This is a genomic window from Rhizobium sp. P1_E6 (assembly GCF_056405875.1).
Genome location: NZ_JBFUBG010000056.1, coordinates 1 through 20,220, shown reverse-complemented (window position 1 = coordinate 20,220; position 20,220 = coordinate 1). Strand labels below are relative to the sequence as shown.

Genomic DNA, 20,220 nt, shown 5'->3' with positions numbered 1-20,220 from the left:
ATCTTGGCCCTGTCAGCAGCATTTTCACGGGCGCTGTTGGTTAAGGGCGTTCACACCCTGGCCCCGACCGAAAGGAGGACTGAATGTCTTCCGCGATCCCGCCGCATCCAGTCTTGGCGTCCCCAGTCTTGGTGTCTTCACCGAGCGAAATCGTCCTTGATAGCGACGATATGAACCTGCTGACCCGCGTGCTCGATCGAGCCGGATATGACCAGGCAGTCGAACCGAAGCTGTTCGTGCACGCTGCAGCACAGATCCTTTCGCTGTTGAAAAGCGGCATCCGCCATGAAACGATCCTCATGGCAGCGCTTCAGAACGCCGGCGATTATTCCGGCGCGGCCGATCCCTATGTGAAGGGCCGCTTTGCCATTCAGGGCCTGCCGCAGGCAGGCATCGCGACGGCAGTATGATGCGCAAGAGAACAGATACGCCCGTGCGGGAACGGCATCTGCATCTCGTGCATTCGAGACCGGCCAATGCGGCCGATCTGGAATCCGAGGTGTCGGCATCCCTTCACCGCGCAGGCGGTATAGACGCGACCTATATTTTCGTATCCGCGCAGGATGGTGACGTCACCCTCGCAGGATGGGTGCCGCTCTACGCTGAGATCGACCGGGCGGCCGATGTGGCGCGGGGCGTCGACGGCGTGAGGCACGTTCTCAACGAGCTGTCCTGTTCGCTCTGACCTGACTTGGCCTTGCCTGGACTGCCCCGGCAGGGTCGCAACCGTAATTGCCTGATATCGGCGATGTCACGGGGTGAGTGTTCGTCGCCGGCTCGCACATCTTTTCTCTGGATAGCGCCTCTGGAGAAGGCCCTCCATAAGGTTGTGACATGCCGATAGAATTCGAATCCATGCCGCAGGAAGAACGCCTCGCCGTCATCGAGCTGCTGGTCGTCCATCTTGACACGGCCTCATCCGACGCGGCGGCTGCCGGCAATACTTCGCTGCATGCCGAAATCGGCGAGGTTTCGGGACGGCTGAAGACCTGCCGCCAACAGATCTCCGCCGCCGATCCGGCATCCGCCAGGTTCGCCGTCTCCGCAGCGCTGCGCCTGCTCTCCCGCCTGCAATCCAGATCTCCCGGCGCCACGGCATCTGCCCGTACGGGTTCCTGCTGACATTGGCACCGCCGGGCCGTCAGCGCGGAGCGCAACAGCGGTTGCTTTGAGCGAGGGCGCCCACCGAAATCTTCCGGACGACTTCGCTATGACCGCTTAGGGCCGAGTTTCGCCGCAACACCGATGAAACGCTTGGGCGAACATCCCACCTCCCGCGTGAATGCAGTGCTGAACGCACTCGAAGACTGGAAGCCGATAGCCAATCCGATCTCGCCGATCCCACGTGCTCCGCGGGCCAGTTGATCCTTGGCGAGCGCCATCCGCCAATGCATCAGATACTCGATCGGTCCAGTTCCCACGACCTGGCGAAACCGGGTGGCAAACGTAGACCTCGATACACCGCATAGCTTCGCCAGTCCGGCGACGGTCCAGCCGTAGGCAACGTCCCTATGTATCGCCGACAGCGCCTGCATCGTGATCGGATCGCTCAGTCCAGCAAGAAGGCCAGCCTGGTCTTCGTCCACATGCAGCGGTTTCGCCCGCAGTATTTCGACCAGAATGAGTTCAACCAGCCGCGTGACGATGAATTCGCTGGCGGGACCCGGTTGTCGCGCCTCGTTCTCGTTCATCGTCAGAAGTACTCGCACTCGATCCAGGGATTTGTCCTCCTCGGCTATGTGGACGAAGGTTGGAAGCAGGCCGGCAAGGAGGTCCTCATTGACTGTGTCGAACACAAACTTGCCCGCGTGCAGCGTCACAGGTCGGTCCACGCCTTCCCCCAGCGTCAGGCGCTTGCTCCCCGCAGTCGCCACCGCCGTTTCGCTGTCGATAGGATGGATGGATGGGTCCGATGTCATCGTGAACGGGGTGAAGGTCCGGATCAGGAAAAAGTCTCCCTGCCTGATGTGAACGGGCGCGTCGTCAGGGCGTATCAGTTGGAACTCGCCGCGCTCGACCCAGCAGAACAGAAGATCGTCCCGTTTGCGAAAGGAAAGGCTCCATCGTCCAAAGGCATCAAGACCGCCGCCCAATAAGGTGGCGCGAGGTCGTAACAGCCCTATCAGTTCAAGAAACGGGTCCATTTTGTACTATAGGTAAACTCTTCCGGGGTCTGAATTATCGACCGTGTAAAATTGGCACGTTACAAATGTGATCCATGCCGCGTCAACGCGGTGAACGAGAGATTGAATGACGAAGGAATCTATTATGACCACGCAAAGGCTCGAACAACATTGGCACGCATATCTGGCCGCATATGCTCCAATGGCTGACGAAGAACGCGAGCGGCTTCTCAAGCTGAGCGTTGCCGATGATCTGGTGTTTACGAACCCCGGCGGAGAAGGCAAGACCCGCGCTGGGCTGATAGCGCATATCGACGGTTTTCAGCAAAAGATGCCAGGAACGTATTTCAATACGGACAAGCTCTTCGTCCACCATGGCGAACTCATGGCGATCTGGTCGATGCATAGGAAGGACGGAACGAAGGTGGCTACCGGGTATAATTTCGTGCGCGCAGACAGTGACGGAAGGTTCGTCTATATGGCAGGCTTCTTTTGAAGATTGAGATGGGGTCGCCGGACTGACGCAACCTTTTTTGTTTCAGGTTGGCAAGCCTCATCGCCATTTGCGTCGGCGATCCAGGAAGGTCTGCAAAGGGCCCTGTAGCTGCCATTGGTGGCATCTGGGACATCACACCGAAATCTTCGTCATCAACAGGGTCTTTAGAGCAATTCCAGCAAAAGTGTGTAGCGGTTTTGCGTACGGAATTGCGTGAAAACAAAGAGATAGAGTATTTTCGTGATTCGAAGAAAAACGGAAATGCTCTAGCGGGTTGTGCTCCCTTCCTCCCCCATCCCCTCCCCGAGCCGAACCCGAGGAGGGAACGAGGTAAGCGCCGGCCGCTGCCCCTCGCAAAACGACCGGCGCGGGTGATCAGGCGCGTGCGGTCTGGGGGCCGATCTCGGAGGCGATCTCGGTGACGAGATCAGCCGGGAAGCCGCCTTCGCGGGCGTGGCGGTAGACGGTTTCGGCGCTGTCGGCCTCGTGCACGCAATAGATCTTGTCGCCGGCGACATAGCTGGTGATCCAGTTATAGGGGCGGTCGAGGCCGGCAACGACCTTGTTGGACGTGGCGGAAATCTCCTTCAGCTGCTCGGGTGTGAGCTTGGCTGCACCGGGAACGTTCCGCTCGATGAGATATTTCGGCATGGCGACCTCCTGTTCGCGTGGTAGTGACGGGACGGACGCTATGCCGCGCGACAGAGCGCCGCATCGGGATATCTCCCCATTTTCTGCGCCTCCCTGCCCTATTTTGACACGCTGCTATTTCCAGCCGGCAGCGATGCTGGCAATAATCCGCCATGCGGCTAATCGAGCGCGCCCCCAATCTCGATCATTTGCAGTCGTTGTTGCGCGATGCCGCCGACGGCCATGGCAGGGTCGTCCTCCTGGAAGGGGAAGCCGGTGCCGGCAAGTCCTCTCTCGCCGCAGCCTTCGCCCGTGCCGTTCCCGAGGGCACGCGGGTTCTTTCCGGCGCCTGCGAGAATTTCGGCACGGCCGAGCCGCTCGGCCCCTGGCGGGATATTGCGCGGGAAGCGCGCTGGACTCTGACGCGGGTTTCAGGCGGCAACTGGATTTCCCTCTTCTCCGAAGTGCTCGACCTGCTGACGGCGGAGCGCCAGCCGACATTGCTCGTCATCGAGGATATTCACTGGGCCGATGACGCCACGCTGAACTTGATCCGCTATATCGGCCGGCGTATCCGCAACACTTGTCTGCTGTCAGTCCTGACGGCGAGAAACGACGACACGCCCGGCCAGACGCGGCTGCGGCGGCTGCTGGCCGACATCCCGCCGGCCCATTGGCTGCGCATCGCCGTGCCGCCGCTGTCGAAAGCCGCCGTACTGGAGCTTGCGGATCCGAAGGGGCTCGATGGCGAGGCGATCTTTTCCGCCACCGGCGGCAACGCCTATTTCGTCAGTGAACTCGTGGATTGCGCGGGCAGCGATTGCCTGCCGCCTCTCAGCCGCGACCACCTGCCGACAACGATCCGCGATGCCGTGCTGGCGCGTGCCGATATACTTGACGAGGCCCACAGAGAGGCGCTCTGGGCAGCCTCCACCTCGCCCGATGCCTTTGCCCCCGAACTGATCGAGGCGATCTGCGGCACCTCTGCGCGATCGGCACTGGAGGCCTGTACGGCCTGCGGGCTTCTGGTGCCGGCAGGCGGCCTCTTCATGTTCCGTCATGAGATTGCACGTCAGGCGATCGAGCAATCGCTGCCGCCGCTTCGCCGCCGCGCGCTGAATGAAAAGGCGCTCGCCTATTTCCGCCAGAGCGGCGATGCGTCCGTGGCGCGCATGGTCCACCATGCCAACGAGGCGCAGGACGCAGCCGCGATCTCTGAACTTGCGCCGAAGGCGGCAAGCGAGGCCGGAAGGCTCGGAGCCCACCGTCAGGCCGTGCGCCACTACGAACTGGCGCTCGCCCATGCAGGCGCCCTCAGYGATGCCGAGCGCGCCTGCCTCTATGAGGGTTATGCCTTCGAATGCCACCTGATCGGCCAGATGGAACGGGCTATCGCGGCGCAGACCAGCGCGCTGGCGCTCTATCGGACCCTGGGGGATATCAGGCATATCGGCGACAACCTGCGCTGGCTGTCTCGGCTGAGCTATCTCGCCGGAGATCGCAAGGGCGCCGATGCCTTCGGGCGCGAGGCCGTCGAAGCGCTGGAAGAGGCAGCAGCGCCTGCCGAGCTTGCCATGGCCTATTCCAACCTCTCGCAGCTCGGCATGCTGGCGGGCGACGCCGAGACGGCGACGCTTTACGGCGAGCGCGCCATCGCGCTCGTGACATCGGACGATATCGCCAGGCCCGAGGTGCTCTGCCACGCGTTGAACAATGTCGGCACCGCAATCTGCTGGCGCGAGCCCGATCGCGCCCGGCAGACGCTGGAAGAGGCACTGGCAATCGCCCTCGACCATGGCTTCCAGGAACATGCGGCGCGCGCCTTCACCAACCGCGCCTGGGTGGAAATCCAGCTCCATGCCACGACTGCGGCCGAAGATGTGCTGACGCGCGGTATTGCCTATTGCATCGAGCATGATCTCGATACCTGGCGCGACTATATGCGCGGTGAGCTTGCGGAATTGCTGACCTTCCTCGGCCGCTGGGAGGAAGCAGGAGCGGCGGCGCAGGCCGTCGTCGACAACCAGAATGCGCCGGCCCTTTCCCGCTATCCCTCGCTCGTGGCGCTGGCGACACTCAGAACGCGGCGCGGCGAAACAACGGACGAGCTGCTGCAGGAAATGACGAAATTCCTCGAAAACACCTTCGAATTCCAGCGCCTGTCGGCCTATGCCGCGCTGATGGCCGAGCGCGCCTGGCTCGGCCTCTGCGACCGGGACGAGGCACTCGCCGGTCTTCGACAGGCCGCCGCACTCTGCAGCGACGATGCGGCAGGTTCGATGATCGGCTTCTGGGCGCATATTCTGGGCGTTACCGGCCTTGCGCCTGACACTATGGAGGGCGACGCTGCCGTGATTGCCATGCTCAAGGGCAGATGGCAGGAAGCCGCCGATATCTGGACAGACCGCCGCGCGCCCTATCTCGCAGCACTTGCCCTGCTCGACGGCGACAATGATGCGCTCTACCGTGCCCTGACGTTACTGGAAGCACTCAACGCCACCGCCGTGGTTGCCCATGTGAAGGACATGATCCGCAAGCGCAACGGTCGGCTTGCGACCCGCGGCCCGAGGGCCAGCACCCAGGCCAACGCCGCCGGCCTCACGACAAGGGAAATGGACGTGTTGCGGCTGATCGACGAGGGCCGCTCGAATGCCGAAATCGGCGCGCGCCTGTTCGTCTCGGCCAAAACCATCGATCACCACATCTCCTCGATCCTCGCCAAACTGAACGCGAAATCCAGGGGCCAGGCGGCGGCCGAAGGGCGGAAGCTGGGGTTGCTGCAATAGGTCACGCGTTCCGGCCACCTGCCCGCACCGGCACTTCAGAGGAAGCTCCCACAATGTTCTCAAGAATAAATATACTTCATCTTGAAAATTGGCGGGCCATGCAAAGCTATTCTGATCGTGACGCATGCAGAACAGAACTCGTTAAGATGAATGTTATTTATGAAAATCAAACCGGTCTATAATTGAAAAGGCAGAACTGAATTTTGCAGCAACCACAACAGTCGATCCGTGATTAATTATTAAAGATTATCTTGACATGCACCTTCCGAGAGAGTTTATTTTCCGACTTGCCACCTAACCGGGAGGCTAGGCGTCGAGACGGGGGGCTTGTCGCATGAGCAATAGCAGCCGCGTGATCCTTTTGGCCGTACTTTCTTCGCTCGCCGGCCCGCTGGCGGTCAATGCAGGAAACCACACATATCGTGGCATCTGCGAGGCCTCGGCCGCAGCCTTGGTCGATGCGTCGCATGTAGCGGTCGCAAGCGACGATTTCTCTGCAATCATGATCTATCAGCAGGGAAAGCCGGAACCGGTCTCCAAGTTCGCGGTCGATGACGTGACGGACATTGAAGGCAGCGCCCGTATCGGCGACACCATATTCTGGCTCACATCCCATTCGCTGAACAGCAGCGGGGAAGACAAGAAAAAGCGCAAGGAATTATTTGCCACCAGCGTGTCGGCCGATGGGACATTGTCCAACTCGGGCGAGGTCTATCGCAATCTTCGTGCGGACATGGCCAAGGCGCTCGGCAGCAGCGAAGACAGTTTGAAAACCCGCGTCAACATCGAAGGTCTGGCAGCAACGCCCGACGGGCATCTTCTGATCGGCTTGCGGGGGCCGGTGCCCGATGACCGCGCCATCCTGCTCGAGCTCGCCAATCCACTGCAGCTGGTCAAGCTGGGACCTGGCGACACGGGATCTGCGCAAATTACCCGTGTCGTCACGATGGACCTTTCCGATGGAGCGGGAACGACCGGCCGTGGCGTGCGCGACATTGCGCGGGTCGGCAGCCGATATCTCGTCCTGGCAGGCTCCGAGCCCGATGGCGGCAAACCTGCGCCAAAACTTTTCTGGTGGGATGGAAATGCCGAAGGCAAGGTGACGCCCGGTCCCGACGCTGATTTCTCGGGAATGACGCCGGAGGCAATCGTGGTCTGGAGCGATCACGAGGGCGAAATCCTGAGCGATAGCGGCGGTGCGCTGGTGAATGGCGCGGAATGCGCCGACAAGGATCCGCCCAAGGACGCCTTCTTTCCCGCCGTCGAAGTGAAATTCTGAGCGCTTCGGCAACGCGAAATCGAGAGGCGAGGCGGCGGCCAGAACCTTTTCCCCTCATCAAGCCGGTTTACGAGGACACGTGGAGTCAAAAACACCGCCCCAACCTTCCCAAAAAGGGGAGAGACCAGGGGCGGCACCGCCTCGCCTATCCTGAAACGGTGAAGAGCGCAGGAGCGGCGCGGCAGGTTAGGCCCCTCCCCTGTATGGGGAGGGGTTTGGGGCGGATCCTTCAATCGCAGGGGCCCAATCCCGAAAAATCGAAAGGGCGCCCCTGCCGAAAACATCATCCCTCTCCTCGACGCCCGCCCGCGCCAGCCGCCACCTCGAACAGTTGCGGCACGGCCGGGTTCCTGGCAGCCCGCGAGGCGCAGAGCACGACATCGAATTCCGGCGCAGCGTCGAGCGCTCTCGACACCACCCCCTCCACAAGGTCACTGCAAAGCGATTGCGGGATCAGCGCCACACCGAGCCCCTCCTGCACCAGCCGGATGATCGTGTGCTGCAGGCGCGGCTCGAAGGCGTAATGCGGGATGACGCCGCCACCGGCGCAGTAGAGGGAAATTGCCGAACGCAGCGTCGGCGCCACGGTTGCCGGCGCGGCGATCAGCTTTTCGCCCGACAGCGACTGCGGGCCGATGCTATCGGCCTCGGCTAGCCGATGGCCTGACGGTGCAATCAGGCACAACCGGTCGCGGGCAAGCAGCAATGTTCTCAGATGCGGCGCGGCGCCACCGCCGAAGGTGACGGCGGCATCGAGTTTCCCTTCGGCCAGCATGTCCTCGATATCGGTGGGTATGCGCTCTTCGAGGATCAGCCGTACATCCGGTCGCGCCTCGGAGTAGAGCCGCACCAGCGCCGGGATGACGCTATGGGCGGCATGCATCATGAAGCCGAGTTTCAGCTCGCCCTTCATGCCGCTGGCGACCAGTTGCACATCCCGGCAGGCGGCATCGAAACCTTCGAGCACGACGCGGCAATCGGCAAGGAAATGCTGGCCGGCGGGTGTCAGCGCCACATTGCGCGAATTGCGCTCGAAGAGCGTCACACCGAGCGTCTTTTCGATCGCCGATATCTGCCGGCTGAAGGGCGGCTGGCTCATGTTCATGCGTGCGGCCGCATGGCCGAAATGCAGCGTTTCGGCCAGCGCCACGAAAATGCGCATGTGGCGAGTGTCCATTCGATACCCCAGAAGTATCAATCAGTGCTCAAGATGACATTGGATTATCTTGATCCGGGACGTTAGGCAATGATCACGCCAGGCATCGATCGCCCCAGCCAAGAATCGCGCCGAGTTACCTTAAATGCTGACAAATCTCTCGATTGTCCTGCCGATCTTTGCCCTCATCCTCGCCGGCTGGATCGCCCGCAAGACCGGGGCGCTCGGCGAACATGCCACGCGGGAAGTGAACCGACTGGTCGTCTACCTCGCCTTGCCCGCTCTGCTCTTCGACATCATGGCCAATGCCAGGCCCGCCGAGATCTGGCAGCCGGGCTTCATTATCGCGTTTACATCAGGCTGCGCCGTCATCTTCGGCGCCACACTCTGCTGGCGCGTCGCCAAGGGCCGGCATCTCGCCGATGCCGCGATCGACGGGCTGAACGCGAGTTATGCCAATACCGGCTTCATCGGATTTCCGCTCGTCCTGTCGCTCGTCGGCGACACCGGCATGGCGCCGACGCTGATCTCGACCATCCTCACCGTCTGCGTGCTCTTCGCCGTCGCCATCATCCTCATCGAAGGCGGCCTGCAATCCGAAACCCGGCGGCGCGATATCGCCATCAAGACCGCCCGGTCGCTGGCGAAAAACCCGCTACTCGTCGCCCCCGCCCTCGGCGCGCTGGTCATGCTCTCGGGTGTCTCGCTCCCCGCTCCCATGGATGCCTTCCTGAAGCTTCTGGGCGGGGCAGCCTCACCCTGCGCGCTGATCGCGCTCGGCCTGTTTCTGGCCGGCAACAGGGCCGGCGAAGCAAGCGCCCGGGCGACGACTGCGAGCATTCTCGTCGGCCTGAAGCTGGTCGCCCAGCCCGTCGTCACCTGGCTGATCGCCGCACCGCTGCTCAACCTGCCGCCGGCCGCCACCCATACCGCCGTGCTGCTCGCAGCGCTGCCGACCGGCACCGGCCCGTTCATGCTGGCGGAATTCTACGGCCGCGAAGCAAGCCTCACCGGCCGCGTCGTGCTCGCCTCGACGGTGCTTTCGGTGTTGACGATCTCGGCCTATCTGGCGCTTGCGGGGAAGGTCTAGACGCAGCCGCTCCCTGTCACTGCTCAGCCGAACAGGCCGATCAGCCGCGCCGAGCTGATCGCAAGGCCGGCGATCGCCACCAGAATGAAGAGGCTCGCGATGACGAGAAAGATGGGGTTCTTCACTGTTTCTCCTTCGAGGCCGGCGATGGCTGAGGGGTGAGGTAGCAGGTGCGGTTGAGCGCGGCAACCGCCCGCCCGTCAAAGGCCAGATATCGCAATTGCCCCACTCGCGGCAAAGATGCAGGATCAGCCGCCGGATTCATTCCATCTGACATTGAGGGAAGCAGGGCCAGCCATGTCATCCATCACCACAGGCAATAACGAGCAATATAGCGACAGCCGCAAGCTTGCCGCGCGCGGGCGCCTGAACCGCGAATATACGATCGCCGAAACCGGCTGGTTTCCCTGGGTGGCAAGACAGCTTCCCCTCAAGTCAGGCGATCAGGTGCTGGATATCGGCTGCGGCCCCGCCTGGTTCTGGGCTTCCGTGGCAACCGAACTGCCCGACGATCTGCATCTCACGCTTGCCGATCTCTCCCCCGGCATGCTGCAGGAAGGACTCGATCGCTGCCGCTCGCTCGCCTTCGCGGAAGTCACCGGAAAGCAGGCCGACGCCACCGCCCTGCCCTTCGACGACGGGACGTTCGACACCGTCGTCGCCATGCACATGCTCTACCACGTCGCCGATCAGGCGCAGGCGATTGCCGAAATGCACCGCGTGCTGAAACCGGGCGGTCACCTTGCAGTGACCACCAATGGTGCCAACAACATGCGGGGCATGTACGAGCTGACGACGGTGTTCGGCAGCCCGCCCTACGACCCCGCGGGTGCCGCCTTCGGCTATGAGACGGCGGGACGGCTGATGCAGGCGCAGTTCGGCAATGTGACGATGACCGAGCACCCGGCCCATATGCGGATAACGGAGCCGGAGGATGTGTTCCTGGCGCTGACATCCTATCCGCCGGGGGACAGGGCGAGCGAGGAAGAGCTTGCGGCTTTTCGGGCGGCGATCTCGGAGGCGTTTCGCACGGGCGGCGGTGTACTGGAGGTGGGTAAGGAGACGGGGTTGTTTGTGAGCCGCAATGCGGGGTGAGTGGCTTGTCTCTCCTTCATTGCCAGGTCAGCCACCCGACAAGTTTGGAGCACCATCGCAGCGGAAATCAGTTGCCGAGATTTTGCAGGAAAATCCATGTTGAAAATTCGCGCCTGCCATGCAACCTGCATGTGGGGTTAGGGGCGAATATAGATGTTGTCATTGCTTTTCAATTTTCACGGCATGTCAGTTGCAATGCTTTTCTCGACGACTGTTCTTCTTCCGACGTCAAGAATTGCCGTAGACAAATGGGCGGAAACACTCTTTCCCGACCCTGTCAATTGCGCCTTTGCCGAGGGCGGACTTTCCTACAATGCCGACGACAAGGAAATGCTCATCAACAACCTCGCCCTGCCCGACGCGACCAGGCAAAGCCTGAAGGCCATGGAAAGCGGGATATCGGCGACCTGCATCTCGAACGAAGGACCAGCGGTGGTGGTCAACACGGTCGGGGAATATTTCGGAAGCCGGTTCAACCAGTTCAGCCTGCCGATCTACGCCCTGAATGCCGGCGGCGGCTGCATGTCGGATTTCTATTACAGCTTCYCCTTTCCGGAAACGGCAAAGACGGTGCATGACAATATCCTGCAGCGTACCGGCAAGGATGTGACGGTCATTTCCGGACCTGGCCAGAACCGGTATTTCGAAGACAACGGCTGGATCACCGACTATGGCACCTACAGCAAGTACACCTGCAGTATGATTGGCGACTCCTGATAGGTGGGAGCCAGCCAATGCCGTTTGGGCGAAACGATTCTGGGAGGGACAAAGTTGTGGCACCGTCTCGCTCTCCCGATAGGTCAAGGATGTGGAAAACGGTCGCGGCACGTTAAGTTCCCCACGCCGGCGGCTTTGGGGCGGGCTCTTCTGTTCGCGTCGTCACGGTGAAGGTGTAGCGCCACTTCACCCCAACAACCATCCCCACGCTAGCCCTAGCCCAACTCAAGAGGTTGGTTCATGGCTACTGTCGTCTCTATCTGCAATCTCGCCCTTTCCAATATCGGCAAGGACAATATCAACGATCTCACCGAAAAGAGCGCCGAAGCGCGCGCCTGCAATCAGTTCTATGCGCAGACGCGCGATGTGCTGCTGCAGTCCTTTTCCTGGCAGGCCGCCGGCAAGACGCTGTCGCTGGGCGAACTGGAGAATGACAAGCCGGGGGTCTGGCGCCATTCCTATGCGCGGCCGGCCGATTGCCTGCAGATCCGCTGGATCCGGCCGCGTTATTCCACCGATGCCGCCGCGACGCCCGAAGCGCTGAACCCCGATCTCGACGAGGCCGGGCGCGAGCTGCAGTACCCTTACGCGCTCGAAGGCGACAGGCTCTATTGCGATCTCTCGCCGGTGCTCCTGCGCTATACCTGCCGCCTGACCGACCCGACGAAATATTCGCCGCTCTTCGTCGAAGCGCTCTCCTGGCATCTGGCCGTGCGGCTTGCCATGCCGCTGACGCGCGATCCGAAAATTCGCGCCGATGCGATGGCGATTGCCCAGAGCACGCGGGCCGCCGCCGAACAGGCCGAGGCCAATCAGGTGAGGCACACGAGCGAGAATTTCGTCAGCGAACTGATTGCGGTGCGCGCCCATGGCTGATTTTCGCGCTTACCAGCCCTCCTTCACCGCAGGCGAGCTTTCGCCGGCACTTGGCGCCCGCGTCGATCTCACCAAGTATCAAAGCGGCTTGCGCACGGCGCTGAATGTCTTCGTGCACCCGCATGGCGGCGTGTCGAACCGGGCCGGGCTGCAATTCATCCACGAGATCAAGGACAGCACGAAACAGGCCCGGCTGATCCGCTTCCAGTTCAATACCGAGCAGACCTATATCCTGGAATTCGGCCACCAATATATCCGCATCTTCCGCGATGGCGGGCTGGTGCTGACCGGCGCCGCTCCCTACGAGGTCGTGACCGCCTATACGGCAGCGGACGTGCAGGATCTGGTCTTCGTGCAGGAAGCCGATGTGCTCTATCTCTGCCACGTCAATCACCCCGTGCGAAAGCTCGGGCGGCTGGCCGACAATAACTGGACGCTGACGACGGTCCTGTTCAAGCCGCTGATCAATCCGCCGGCGGGCACGCCTTCGGTCACCAAGCCCGGTGATACATCAGGCAAGCCCGGCTATGTGGCAACCACATACCGCTACTGCATTTCTTCCGTCGCCGACAGCGGCGAGGAAAGCCTGCCCTCCAATGCCGGCGCCACCGTCAACGACCTCGCCATCCAGGGCGGCATCAACCGTGTCGCCTGGGCCGCCGTCACGGGCGCGGCGCGCTACATCGTCTATCGCGATGATAACGGCATCTTCGGCTATGTCGGCGGCACGACCGGCCTCACCTTCGATGACGAGAACATCACGCCCGACCTCTCAGACACGCCGCAAACCGGCCGCAACCCCTTCAATGCGGCGGGCAATTATCCGCGCTGTGTGACCTTCATCGAGCAGCGGCTCGCCTTCGCCTCGACCTCCAGCGATCCGCAGGCCGTCTGGCTCAGCCAATCCGCCAATTACGAAAATTTCAGCGTCTCCTCGCCCGCCAAGGCAAGCGATGCCGTGACCTTCCGCATCCGCGCCCGGCAGGTGAACGAGATCCGCTCGATGATCTCGGTGCGCGGCCTGCTGCTGCTGACATCGGGTTCCGAATGGATCGTCACCGGCGGCTCGACCGCGGATGCGATTTCGCCCTCCGCCATCAAGCTCGATAACCAGGGCTATCGTGGCGCCGCCAAGGTGCAGCCGATCGTCGTCGGCAATACTGTGCTCTTTGCCCAGCGCCTTGGCGGCGTGGTGCGCGATTTCTCCTATGACTATACGCAGGACAGCTATGTCGGGAAGGACCTGACCATCCTTGCCCGCCACCTTTTCAAGGGCCGCGAGATATCAGCCTGGGATTATGCGCAGGCGCCCGACTCCGTGGTCTGGGTCGTGCTCGACGACGGCGCACTGGTGTCGCTCACCTACATGAAGGAGCAGGATGTCTGGGCCTGGACCCGCCATGAAAGCGGCCCCGGCAATGACGCCTTCTTCGAGGATGTGACCGTCATCGAGGAGAATGGCGAGGATGTGCCCTATTTCATCGTGCGCCGCACGGTCAATGGCACCCGGAAACGCTATATCGAGCGGCTGCACAGCCGCGCCTTCGACGCTGTCGAGGATGCCTTCTTCGTCGATTGCGGACTGACTTATCAGGGTCCGCCCGCCGCGACCATCACCGGACTTGGTCATCTCGAGGGTCAAGCCGTCGTGGCGCTTGCCGACGGCAATGTGGTGCGCAATCTGACCGTCAGCGGTGGCAGCGTGCGGCTGCAGAACGCCGCTTCGAAAATCCATATCGGCCTGCCGGTGACGGCGGCCATCGAAACGCTCGATCTCGATGTCGGCCAGGTGCAGGGCCTCGGCACCGTGCAGGGCCGCACCAAATCCGTCTCCGAAGTGACCTTCCGGGTGGAAAACACCCGCGGCATCTTCACCGGGCCGCAGGATGGCGAACGCGACAGCAATGTGCTGGTGGAATACAAGCAGCGCCGCAACGAAAACTGGAACGAGGCGATCAGCCTCTATACCGGCGATCTCACCATCACCCCCTATTGGGACTGGAACACCAGCGGCGCCATGTGGGTGAAACAGTTCGACCCGCTGCCGATGACGATCCTCTCCATCATGCCGGATGTCACCCTTGGCCGCTGAGATCGCGATCATGCCGGCGAGGCCCGACCATATCAGAGAGATTGCTGCGCGAATGCGGGCCGCCGACCGCGACGAAGTCTTCGCCGCCTCGGGCCGCTCGCCGATCTCGGCGCTCTCCTTCTCCTACCGCCACTCGTCGCTCGCCTGGACCGCGTTTTTCGATGGCCGGCCCGAGGTGATGTGGGGTGTCGGCGATATCAACATCCTCACCGGCATCGGCGCGCCCTGGCTGCTCGGCACGGATGCGGTGGAGGAAAACTTCCGTGCCTTTCTTCGGATCTCACGTGATTGGCCTGCTCAACTGTTGAGCCGTTATGCCGTGATCAGAAACTTCGTGGATGCGCGCAACACGGTCTCCCTGCGCTGGCTCGAATGGCTGGGCTTCCGGCTTTTCGAGCCTGTGGAGATCAACGGGCATCCATTCCGGCTCTTCGAAATGGGCCAACTCTTTGAAATGGGAGAGACCGATGTGTGATCTTGGTCTTGCACTGACATTGGGCTCGACGCTTCTCGGCGCAGCCGGTCAGGTGCAGCAGGCAAAGGCGACCAGCGAGGCGAACAAATACAACGCCCAGGTCGCCGAAATGAATGCCCAGATTGCCGACAAGCAGGCAAAGGACGCGATCGAACGCGGCAAGCAGGAAGAGCAACAGAAGCGCCTGCAGACCTCGCAACTCGAAGGCCGCCAGCGCGCGGCGATGGCCGCAAACGGCGTCGACCTCACCTTCGGCTCACCGCTCGATACGATCGTCGACACGGCTAAAATGGGCGAGATCGATGCGTTGAACGTGCGCACCAATGCCTATCGCGAAGCCTATGGCTACAGGATGCAGGGCACCAACCAGCTGGCGAGCGCCAAGCTCGACCGCATGCGCGCCGATGCCGCCGTCAAGGGTGGCTACCTCGATGCCGTAGGAACGATCCTCGGCGGCTCGGGCAAGGTTTATACGCAGGGCCAGGCCCTCGGCTATTTCAAGTGAGGTGATGAATGCCGACCGTTCCAACCTATCAGGATACGCAGCAGCACGTAGCACTTCGCCCGGAATATACCGAGGGCTTCACGGTCAAGGCTGATGCCGAGGCCTTCGGCGCCGCCATCGGCCGCGGCATGCAGAATGCCGCCACCGGCCTCGGCACGCTGGCCGATGCCGTCGTGACGGTCGAAGAGCTGGACAATGCCAACGCCGCCAAGGATCGCCAAACGAAATTGGGCGACTGGCAGCGCGAGGCGCTTCATGGCAAGAACGGCTTCCTGACGCTGACCGGCCGCGCCGCCGTTGAGGGCCGCGCCGCCTTCGAAAAGCTCGCCGAGCAGAAACGCGCCGAATTTGGCAAGGGCCTGAGGCCCGGTGCGGCGCGCGCCTATGAGGAGGCCACCCGCAGCAGCATGAGCACCCTGCTGGACAGCACGATCCGCCACACATTCGACCAGCGCAAGGCCTGGTTTGCCGAGACATCCCAAAAGAGCATCAAGTCCTCGGCCGAGGATGCCGTCGCCGTCTATAACGACCCGGCCAAGGTCACCGCCGCCATTCACAAAGGCATCACCGAGATCGAGCATCAGGGCCGCATGCAGGGCTGGAGCAAGGAAAAGCTCGCCCGGGAGAGCGCGCAATATGTCTCCGACACGACGAAGAAAGTCGTGCTGCGAATGGCGAACGAAAGCCCCATCAAGGCCGAGCAATATGCCAGAACGGCCCCCGGCCTGCTGCCCGCCGACCAGACCGAACTGCTGAAATCACTGGAACCTGCCGTCACCAACGAGAAGGGCAAGCGCAACGCCGCCGACATCATCGCCGGCCTTCCCCCGACCTATACCGGCGCGCCGGACACAGGCGCTTCGCCCGGTTCGGCGCAGGCCGAGCCCCAGGCGGCCGACGGCGAGACAGATAACCGCCAGCCCGCCGGCGCAGGCACAAAATCCAGTGGCCGACAGGCCGGCAGCCTCGAGGTAAAGGACGCCGGCGACAGCACCGCGGGCACCCGTCCGGCCAATTCGCCGACGACAGCATCTCAAACCGCAGTCTCACAGAACACGGCCTCGCAGACCACCGGCGCTCAGACCGCTGCCCCTCCGGCCCCTTCCCGCCAGCCGAGTGGCCCCGAAGATTTCCGCACCGTCGCAGGCACGCTCGCCTTCCCCGGCAAGGCGAAGGACGACGTGGCACTCGCAGGTTTCGTGAAAAACGCCGCCGGCCCCTCGGTGGATCCCTCGCTCAAGCCTTGGCTGGCTACGCTTGCCACACGCGTTCTGCGCGCAGCAGCCCCTGCCGGCACCGCCATCGAAGCCGCGACGCTCGCATCCAAAGCCTTCTTGCGCTTCGGCCTGCCGACCGAAACGCCCCGCCCGGGCGACCTCGTCGTCCTCGGCACGGCACAGCAGGCCGGCACCACGAGCGGCACTCGCAACAGCAACAACAACAACAACGAAGACAAGGGCCATATCGGCTTCTTCCGTGGCTACGATGCCGACGGCAATATTCTCGTGCTCGGCCCCGATCCCAGACGTGCGGGCGAAACCGCGCTGACCGCCCATGCTGCAAATCAGGTCATCGGCTTCCGCACATCCGGCATCGTCGACGAGAAGACGATGAACCTGCCGAACTACAACCCCGACGGCCTTGCAGCGATCGACGAGGGCCTGAACGGGATCACCGATCCCAGCCTGCGCGCCGCCACTGCCGCGCAGCTGGAATCCTATTGCATCTCGCAGAAAAAGGCGGTGGACGCGAACCGCGTACAGATGCAGGAATGGGCCAACAACCAGGTGATCGCCGACCCCAACTTCGACCCGAGGGCACTGCCGGTCCACATCCGCCAGGCCATTGGCCCCACAGGCATGTCGACGCTTCTCGACTACAAGGAAAAAGTCCGCGCCTACGGCCAGCCGACCACCGATCTTCACACCCTCTACGATCTGCAGATGCAGTTCGCCAACGACCCCGCCGCCTTCGCGCAGATCGACGCCTTCCAGTATCGCGCAAAACTCTCCGACAAGGACTGGGAAAAGGTCACCGGCTGGCAACAGATGGCTGCAACCAACCAGCGCAAGGCACGCCTCGAAAGCCTCGACCTCACCACCGCCTTCGAACTCGCCCGCCCGCAGCTCGAAGGTCTCGGCCTCCTGAACAACGCCGGCTTCCTCTCATCGAGTGAAGCCCCCCGCCGCGCTGCCCTGTTCCAGACCATGCTGGTGGACCAGATGGACGAGTTCAAAACGATCAACAACGGCCAGAACCCGCAGCAAAGCGACGTCCAGAAAATGATCAACCGCCTGCTCCTGCCGATCGTCATCAGCATGCCCAGCCACGGCCGCGGGCTGCCGGCAAGCGAGACCTCAGGCTACATCTTCGAAGCCAACAGCCGCGCCAACGACGCCAGTTTCGATATTGCGGTGCAGTACGAGGATATTCCGCGGGATCTCAGGATGGCGATCGAGGCGGATCTGACGGAGCCGGGCAAGCCGAGACCGACGCGCAAGCAGATTGAGGATGGATATGAAGCATTTATTCTCAATCGTTGATGTAGGATATGAGGACACGCGGCTGCTGTGCATTGCCCGGCAGCTGCTCAGCCGGGGCCTTGATTGAACCTCTCTGGCCGATGAGGTCAGGCTAACTCGCCAGGACAGCCTGGACGATCCGATCGGACACGTGCCCTGTCGGCTGCTCCGCGAGCGACGGAAATAATTCGGAAGCACGCTTCCAGACGGTTGATCCCGATCTCAGCTCGTCTTTCTGTTTTTCATTGAGATCCTGGCCGCCACCGACGAGAGCCTCATAGATCGTCGGAAACTCTGCGACCGCGCTCATCACACTGTCCAGTTCGCCGCCGCGCGATGCACCCGCCGTCGCTACCTCGACGCCGAAGACCTGCGCCGCCTTTTGATATTCCACCAGATAGCCCGCAATGAGCGCGTCGCGATCCCGCGGGATCAGCTGCGCCGATCCGTAGACGGCGCGCTGCAATTTCTTGAAGGCATTGGCCGCAGCGCTCGGATCGCCGCCGAAACCCTCGATCACCTCCTGCCAGAGAGAACCGAACAGATCCGGCGCCGTGCCCGTGGTTTCCACCAGTGAATCGAGCCTCTGCACGCTGACCAGGCAATAGTCGAACTCCGTGACCAGCCTGGAAACCGGATCCGCGCCATGGCGAAGCCTTCCCTTCGAAACGAAGAGCTTGCCCTTGAGGGGCGTATCCTCCGGTGCGTTTGACACGAGGAGATAGCCGCTGTTGCGCAGCAGGTTTCCATGCAGCGCCTCGACCGCCGGCGTGACCTCCTTCACGCCCAGCAGGGAGGTAAATCCGTCATAAACTTTTTCGGCCACCGCCAGCGCCGGCGACAGCGCCCCGCCGAAAGCCTGGCTGATGGTTCCCATCACATTCAAGAGCGTCTTTGCAATATCGTCGCCCGGAACGGCATAGACGCCGATAAAGGCTTCCACATTGGCCTGGGAAACCGGCGTCGGCGGAATGATTTCGATATCGCGAAGCTCGACCCAGCCCGACTGGGGTTTGTCCTCGTCACCGGCATCCGGCTGCGTCAACTGCAGTTTTTGCCTGATCGTGTCAGGCCCGAGCGAGAAAGGCACCGTCTCCCGCTTGCCGCCGCGGTTGAACTCCGCAAGGCAGACGCAGAGCGGCAGCACCTTTTGCGCATAACGCCGCGAGTCCGTGAGATGCAGGCCCGCCAGCCGAAGCGCGAAATAGCACCCGCCCGGCTCGAACGCCCGGCCGTCGACCCGTGCAGGCAGATCGTCATGCGTGACGCGATCATTCTCGAACCATTCGACCAGACGCGGCTGGCTGGGCGCCGAGCGGATCTTGTCGATGGATTGCTTGAAGCCGAGCAGAGTCGTTAACGACACGGTCTCCTCCTTGGGATCATACGGTCCACTCCTCATTCTGGGCGAGCAGCATGGGGGACGCAAAGGTTGGGCTCCTCGGATAATTCGTCCGGGTCAGGCTGACAGCATGGTGAAAGGCGCGCGCCATCGCGATGTTCTTGGCGAGCTCCTGATGGAGGCATTGGGTAAAGTAGGAGGCCTCCTGATCGTCCACTTCCCAGCGGAACCCGATCACGGCCGGGATACCGGCCTGCGCCAGCCTGAAGACCGCATCGGGCGAACTGCTCTGGCACGATGACAGCACGACGAGCCGCAGCTGGGATTCTCTCGCCCAGCGCGCAAACGCGCCGATCTCGAGCATCGCCAGTTTGCCCGGCGCGGATCCGGGCAAAACCAGGAAGACGGTGCCATCGTCGGCACGAACGCTGTGCCCGGCAAAATGCAGGATCTGCCACGGCGCATCCTGCAGCGGCGCGGCCATCTTTTCCCGCAGCTGCGTCAATGCATCCAGCGGACCGGCCTGCAGCAAAAGCAGCTCCGGATGCGGCAGCTCGGCCTCTTCCCGGGCGGTCCTTATGCCTTCGAATTCCGCGTCGAGCGCTGCAAGCTTGGGCAGCACCAACTGTGGCCTGCCGCCGAACTTCACGCCCGGCAGTTCCTGCACCCCATGCGCATCCGACTTCACGAACAGGACGGGGCCGGAAAAAGACTGCGCGCTGGCCAGAGGTGTGGCGATCAACGATTCCTTCTGCAGGCAGATGCGGCGCGCTACCGGAGAAAGAAACCGGACGAAATTCTCCTTGGGCTGATCGTAGAGCAGCTCGAACGGAACGTAGACAAAGGGATGGGAGGGATTTGCCGCGTCGGTCAGAAGGCTGAAGCGGACATGAATATTGTCCAGCGTACCGACATAGTTCAGGCACTCGACGATCCCCTTGCGGATTTCTTCGGCCGAATAGGCGAGCTCGTCCGACAGGTCCTCGCCGGTTTCCTTGAAAATCAGATCCCAGTCGTCGACGTAGCGGGCCGGCGC

The 20,220-nt window shown here is 62.2% G+C and carries 19 protein-coding genes; 14 read left to right on the top strand and 5 right to left on the bottom strand.

What is annotated here, in order from left to right; genetic code table 11:
* The first annotated feature begins 83 nt into the window (after positions 1-83).
* From AC1D35_RS22945 to AC1D35_RS22935, 3 genes are all read left to right on the top strand, one after another.
* Complete coding sequence (locus AC1D35_RS22945) at positions 84-410, top strand: hypothetical protein (protein WP_113297028.1); 327 nt, start codon at positions 84-86, stop codon at positions 408-410.
* Positions 410-685, top strand: a complete 276-nt coding sequence (locus AC1D35_RS22940) for a BON domain-containing protein (protein WP_162748591.1) — start codon at positions 410-412, stop codon at positions 683-685. The genes AC1D35_RS22945 and AC1D35_RS22940 overlap by 1 nt, the downstream gene beginning before the upstream one ends.
* 149 nt (positions 686-834) lie before the next feature.
* On the top strand, positions 835-1,122 hold the full coding sequence (locus tag AC1D35_RS22935) for a hypothetical protein (RefSeq protein ID WP_113310927.1): 288 nt from the start codon (positions 835-837) through the stop codon (positions 1,120-1,122).
* 86 nt (positions 1,123-1,208) lie between these two features.
* On the opposite strand, the gene AC1D35_RS22930 is transcribed toward AC1D35_RS22935, so the two are convergent.
* Positions 1,209-2,144, bottom strand: coding sequence for an AraC family transcriptional regulator (locus AC1D35_RS22930; RefSeq protein WP_113310928.1), 936 nt, complete (start codon positions 2,142-2,144; stop codon positions 1,209-1,211).
* 106 nt (positions 2,145-2,250) lie between these two features.
* Between AC1D35_RS22930 and AC1D35_RS22925 the strand changes: the two genes are divergently transcribed.
* Positions 2,251-2,619 carry a nuclear transport factor 2 family protein gene (locus AC1D35_RS22925; protein WP_113310929.1) on the top strand — a complete coding sequence of 123 codons (369 nt, stop codon included), beginning with the start codon at positions 2,251-2,253 and terminating at the stop codon, positions 2,617-2,619.
* A gap of 375 nt (positions 2,620-2,994) precedes the next feature.
* Here AC1D35_RS22925 and AC1D35_RS22920 read toward each other — a convergent pair whose 3' ends face one another.
* On the bottom strand, positions 2,995-3,270 hold the full coding sequence (locus AC1D35_RS22920; protein ID WP_113310930.1) for a DUF4242 domain-containing protein: 276 nt from the start codon (positions 3,268-3,270) through the stop codon (positions 2,995-2,997).
* A 152-nt stretch (positions 3,271-3,422) separates the two neighbouring features.
* Between AC1D35_RS22920 and AC1D35_RS22915 the strand changes: the two genes are divergently transcribed.
* Together AC1D35_RS22915 and AC1D35_RS22910 are read left to right on the top strand one after the other, a co-directional pair.
* The gene (locus AC1D35_RS22915; RefSeq protein WP_113310931.1) at positions 3,423-6,035 is read left to right on the top strand and encodes a helix-turn-helix transcriptional regulator; all 2,613 of its coding nucleotides are present in this window, start codon (positions 3,423-3,425) and stop codon (positions 6,033-6,035) included.
* Between the two features lie 334 nt (positions 6,036-6,369).
* The gene (locus AC1D35_RS22910; protein ID WP_113310932.1) at positions 6,370-7,314 is read left to right on the top strand and encodes a DUF3616 domain-containing protein; all 945 of its coding nucleotides are present in this window, start codon (positions 6,370-6,372) and stop codon (positions 7,312-7,314) included.
* 283 nt (positions 7,315-7,597) lie between these two features.
* Here the strand turns inward: AC1D35_RS22910 and AC1D35_RS22905 are convergent, their stop codons facing one another.
* Positions 7,598-8,491 carry a LysR family transcriptional regulator gene (locus AC1D35_RS22905; protein WP_113310933.1) on the bottom strand — a complete coding sequence of 298 codons (894 nt, stop codon included), beginning with the start codon at positions 8,489-8,491 and terminating at the stop codon, positions 7,598-7,600.
* Positions 8,492-8,615: 124 nt separating this feature from the next.
* On the opposite strand from AC1D35_RS22905, the gene AC1D35_RS22900 reads away from it, so the two are divergent.
* From AC1D35_RS22900 to AC1D35_RS22865, 8 genes are all read left to right on the top strand, one after another.
* Positions 8,616-9,560 carry an AEC family transporter gene (locus AC1D35_RS22900; protein ID WP_113310934.1) on the top strand — a complete coding sequence of 315 codons (945 nt, stop codon included), beginning with the start codon at positions 8,616-8,618 and terminating at the stop codon, positions 9,558-9,560.
* 297 nt (positions 9,561-9,857) lie between these two features.
* Positions 9,858-10,655, top strand: a complete 798-nt coding sequence (locus AC1D35_RS22895) for a methyltransferase domain-containing protein (protein ID WP_113310935.1) — start codon at positions 9,858-9,860, stop codon at positions 10,653-10,655.
* A gap of 153 nt (positions 10,656-10,808) precedes the next feature.
* Positions 10,809-11,372: a hypothetical protein gene (locus AC1D35_RS22890; protein WP_477940177.1), complete on the top strand. Its 564-nt coding sequence runs from the start codon at positions 10,809-10,811 to the stop codon at positions 11,370-11,372.
* A gap of 240 nt (positions 11,373-11,612) precedes the next feature.
* On the top strand, positions 11,613-12,248 hold the full coding sequence (locus AC1D35_RS22885; RefSeq protein ID WP_113310937.1) for a phage connector family protein: 636 nt from the start codon (positions 11,613-11,615) through the stop codon (positions 12,246-12,248).
* Positions 12,241-14,340 (top strand): phage tail protein, encoded by a 2,100-nt coding sequence (locus AC1D35_RS22880; RefSeq protein ID WP_113310938.1) that lies wholly within the window; start codon positions 12,241-12,243, stop codon positions 14,338-14,340. Before AC1D35_RS22885 ends, AC1D35_RS22880 begins: the two co-directional genes overlap by 8 nt.
* The gene (locus AC1D35_RS22875; protein ID WP_113310939.1) at positions 14,321-14,815 is read left to right on the top strand and encodes a hypothetical protein; all 495 of its coding nucleotides are present in this window, start codon (positions 14,321-14,323) and stop codon (positions 14,813-14,815) included. The genes AC1D35_RS22880 and AC1D35_RS22875 overlap by 20 nt, the downstream gene beginning before the upstream one ends.
* Positions 14,808-15,320 carry a virion core protein, T7 gp14 family gene (locus AC1D35_RS22870; protein WP_113310940.1) on the top strand — a complete coding sequence of 171 codons (513 nt, stop codon included), beginning with the start codon at positions 14,808-14,810 and terminating at the stop codon, positions 15,318-15,320. The genes AC1D35_RS22875 and AC1D35_RS22870 overlap by 8 nt, the downstream gene beginning before the upstream one ends.
* Before the next feature lie 8 nt (positions 15,321-15,328).
* The gene (locus tag AC1D35_RS22865; RefSeq protein WP_113310941.1) at positions 15,329-17,863 is read left to right on the top strand and encodes a hypothetical protein; all 2,535 of its coding nucleotides are present in this window, start codon (positions 15,329-15,331) and stop codon (positions 17,861-17,863) included.
* 91 nt (positions 17,864-17,954) lie between these two features.
* Here AC1D35_RS22865 and AC1D35_RS22860 read toward each other — a convergent pair whose 3' ends face one another.
* Together AC1D35_RS22860 and AC1D35_RS22855 are read right to left on the bottom strand one after the other, a co-directional pair.
* Positions 17,955-19,208, bottom strand: a complete 1,254-nt coding sequence (locus AC1D35_RS22860; protein WP_477853183.1) for a hypothetical protein — start codon at positions 19,206-19,208, stop codon at positions 17,955-17,957.
* A gap of 16 nt (positions 19,209-19,224) precedes the next feature.
* Positions 19,225-20,220: CHAT domain-containing protein (locus AC1D35_RS22855; RefSeq protein ID WP_477940173.1), on the bottom strand; the 996-nt coding region annotated here is incomplete at its 5' end.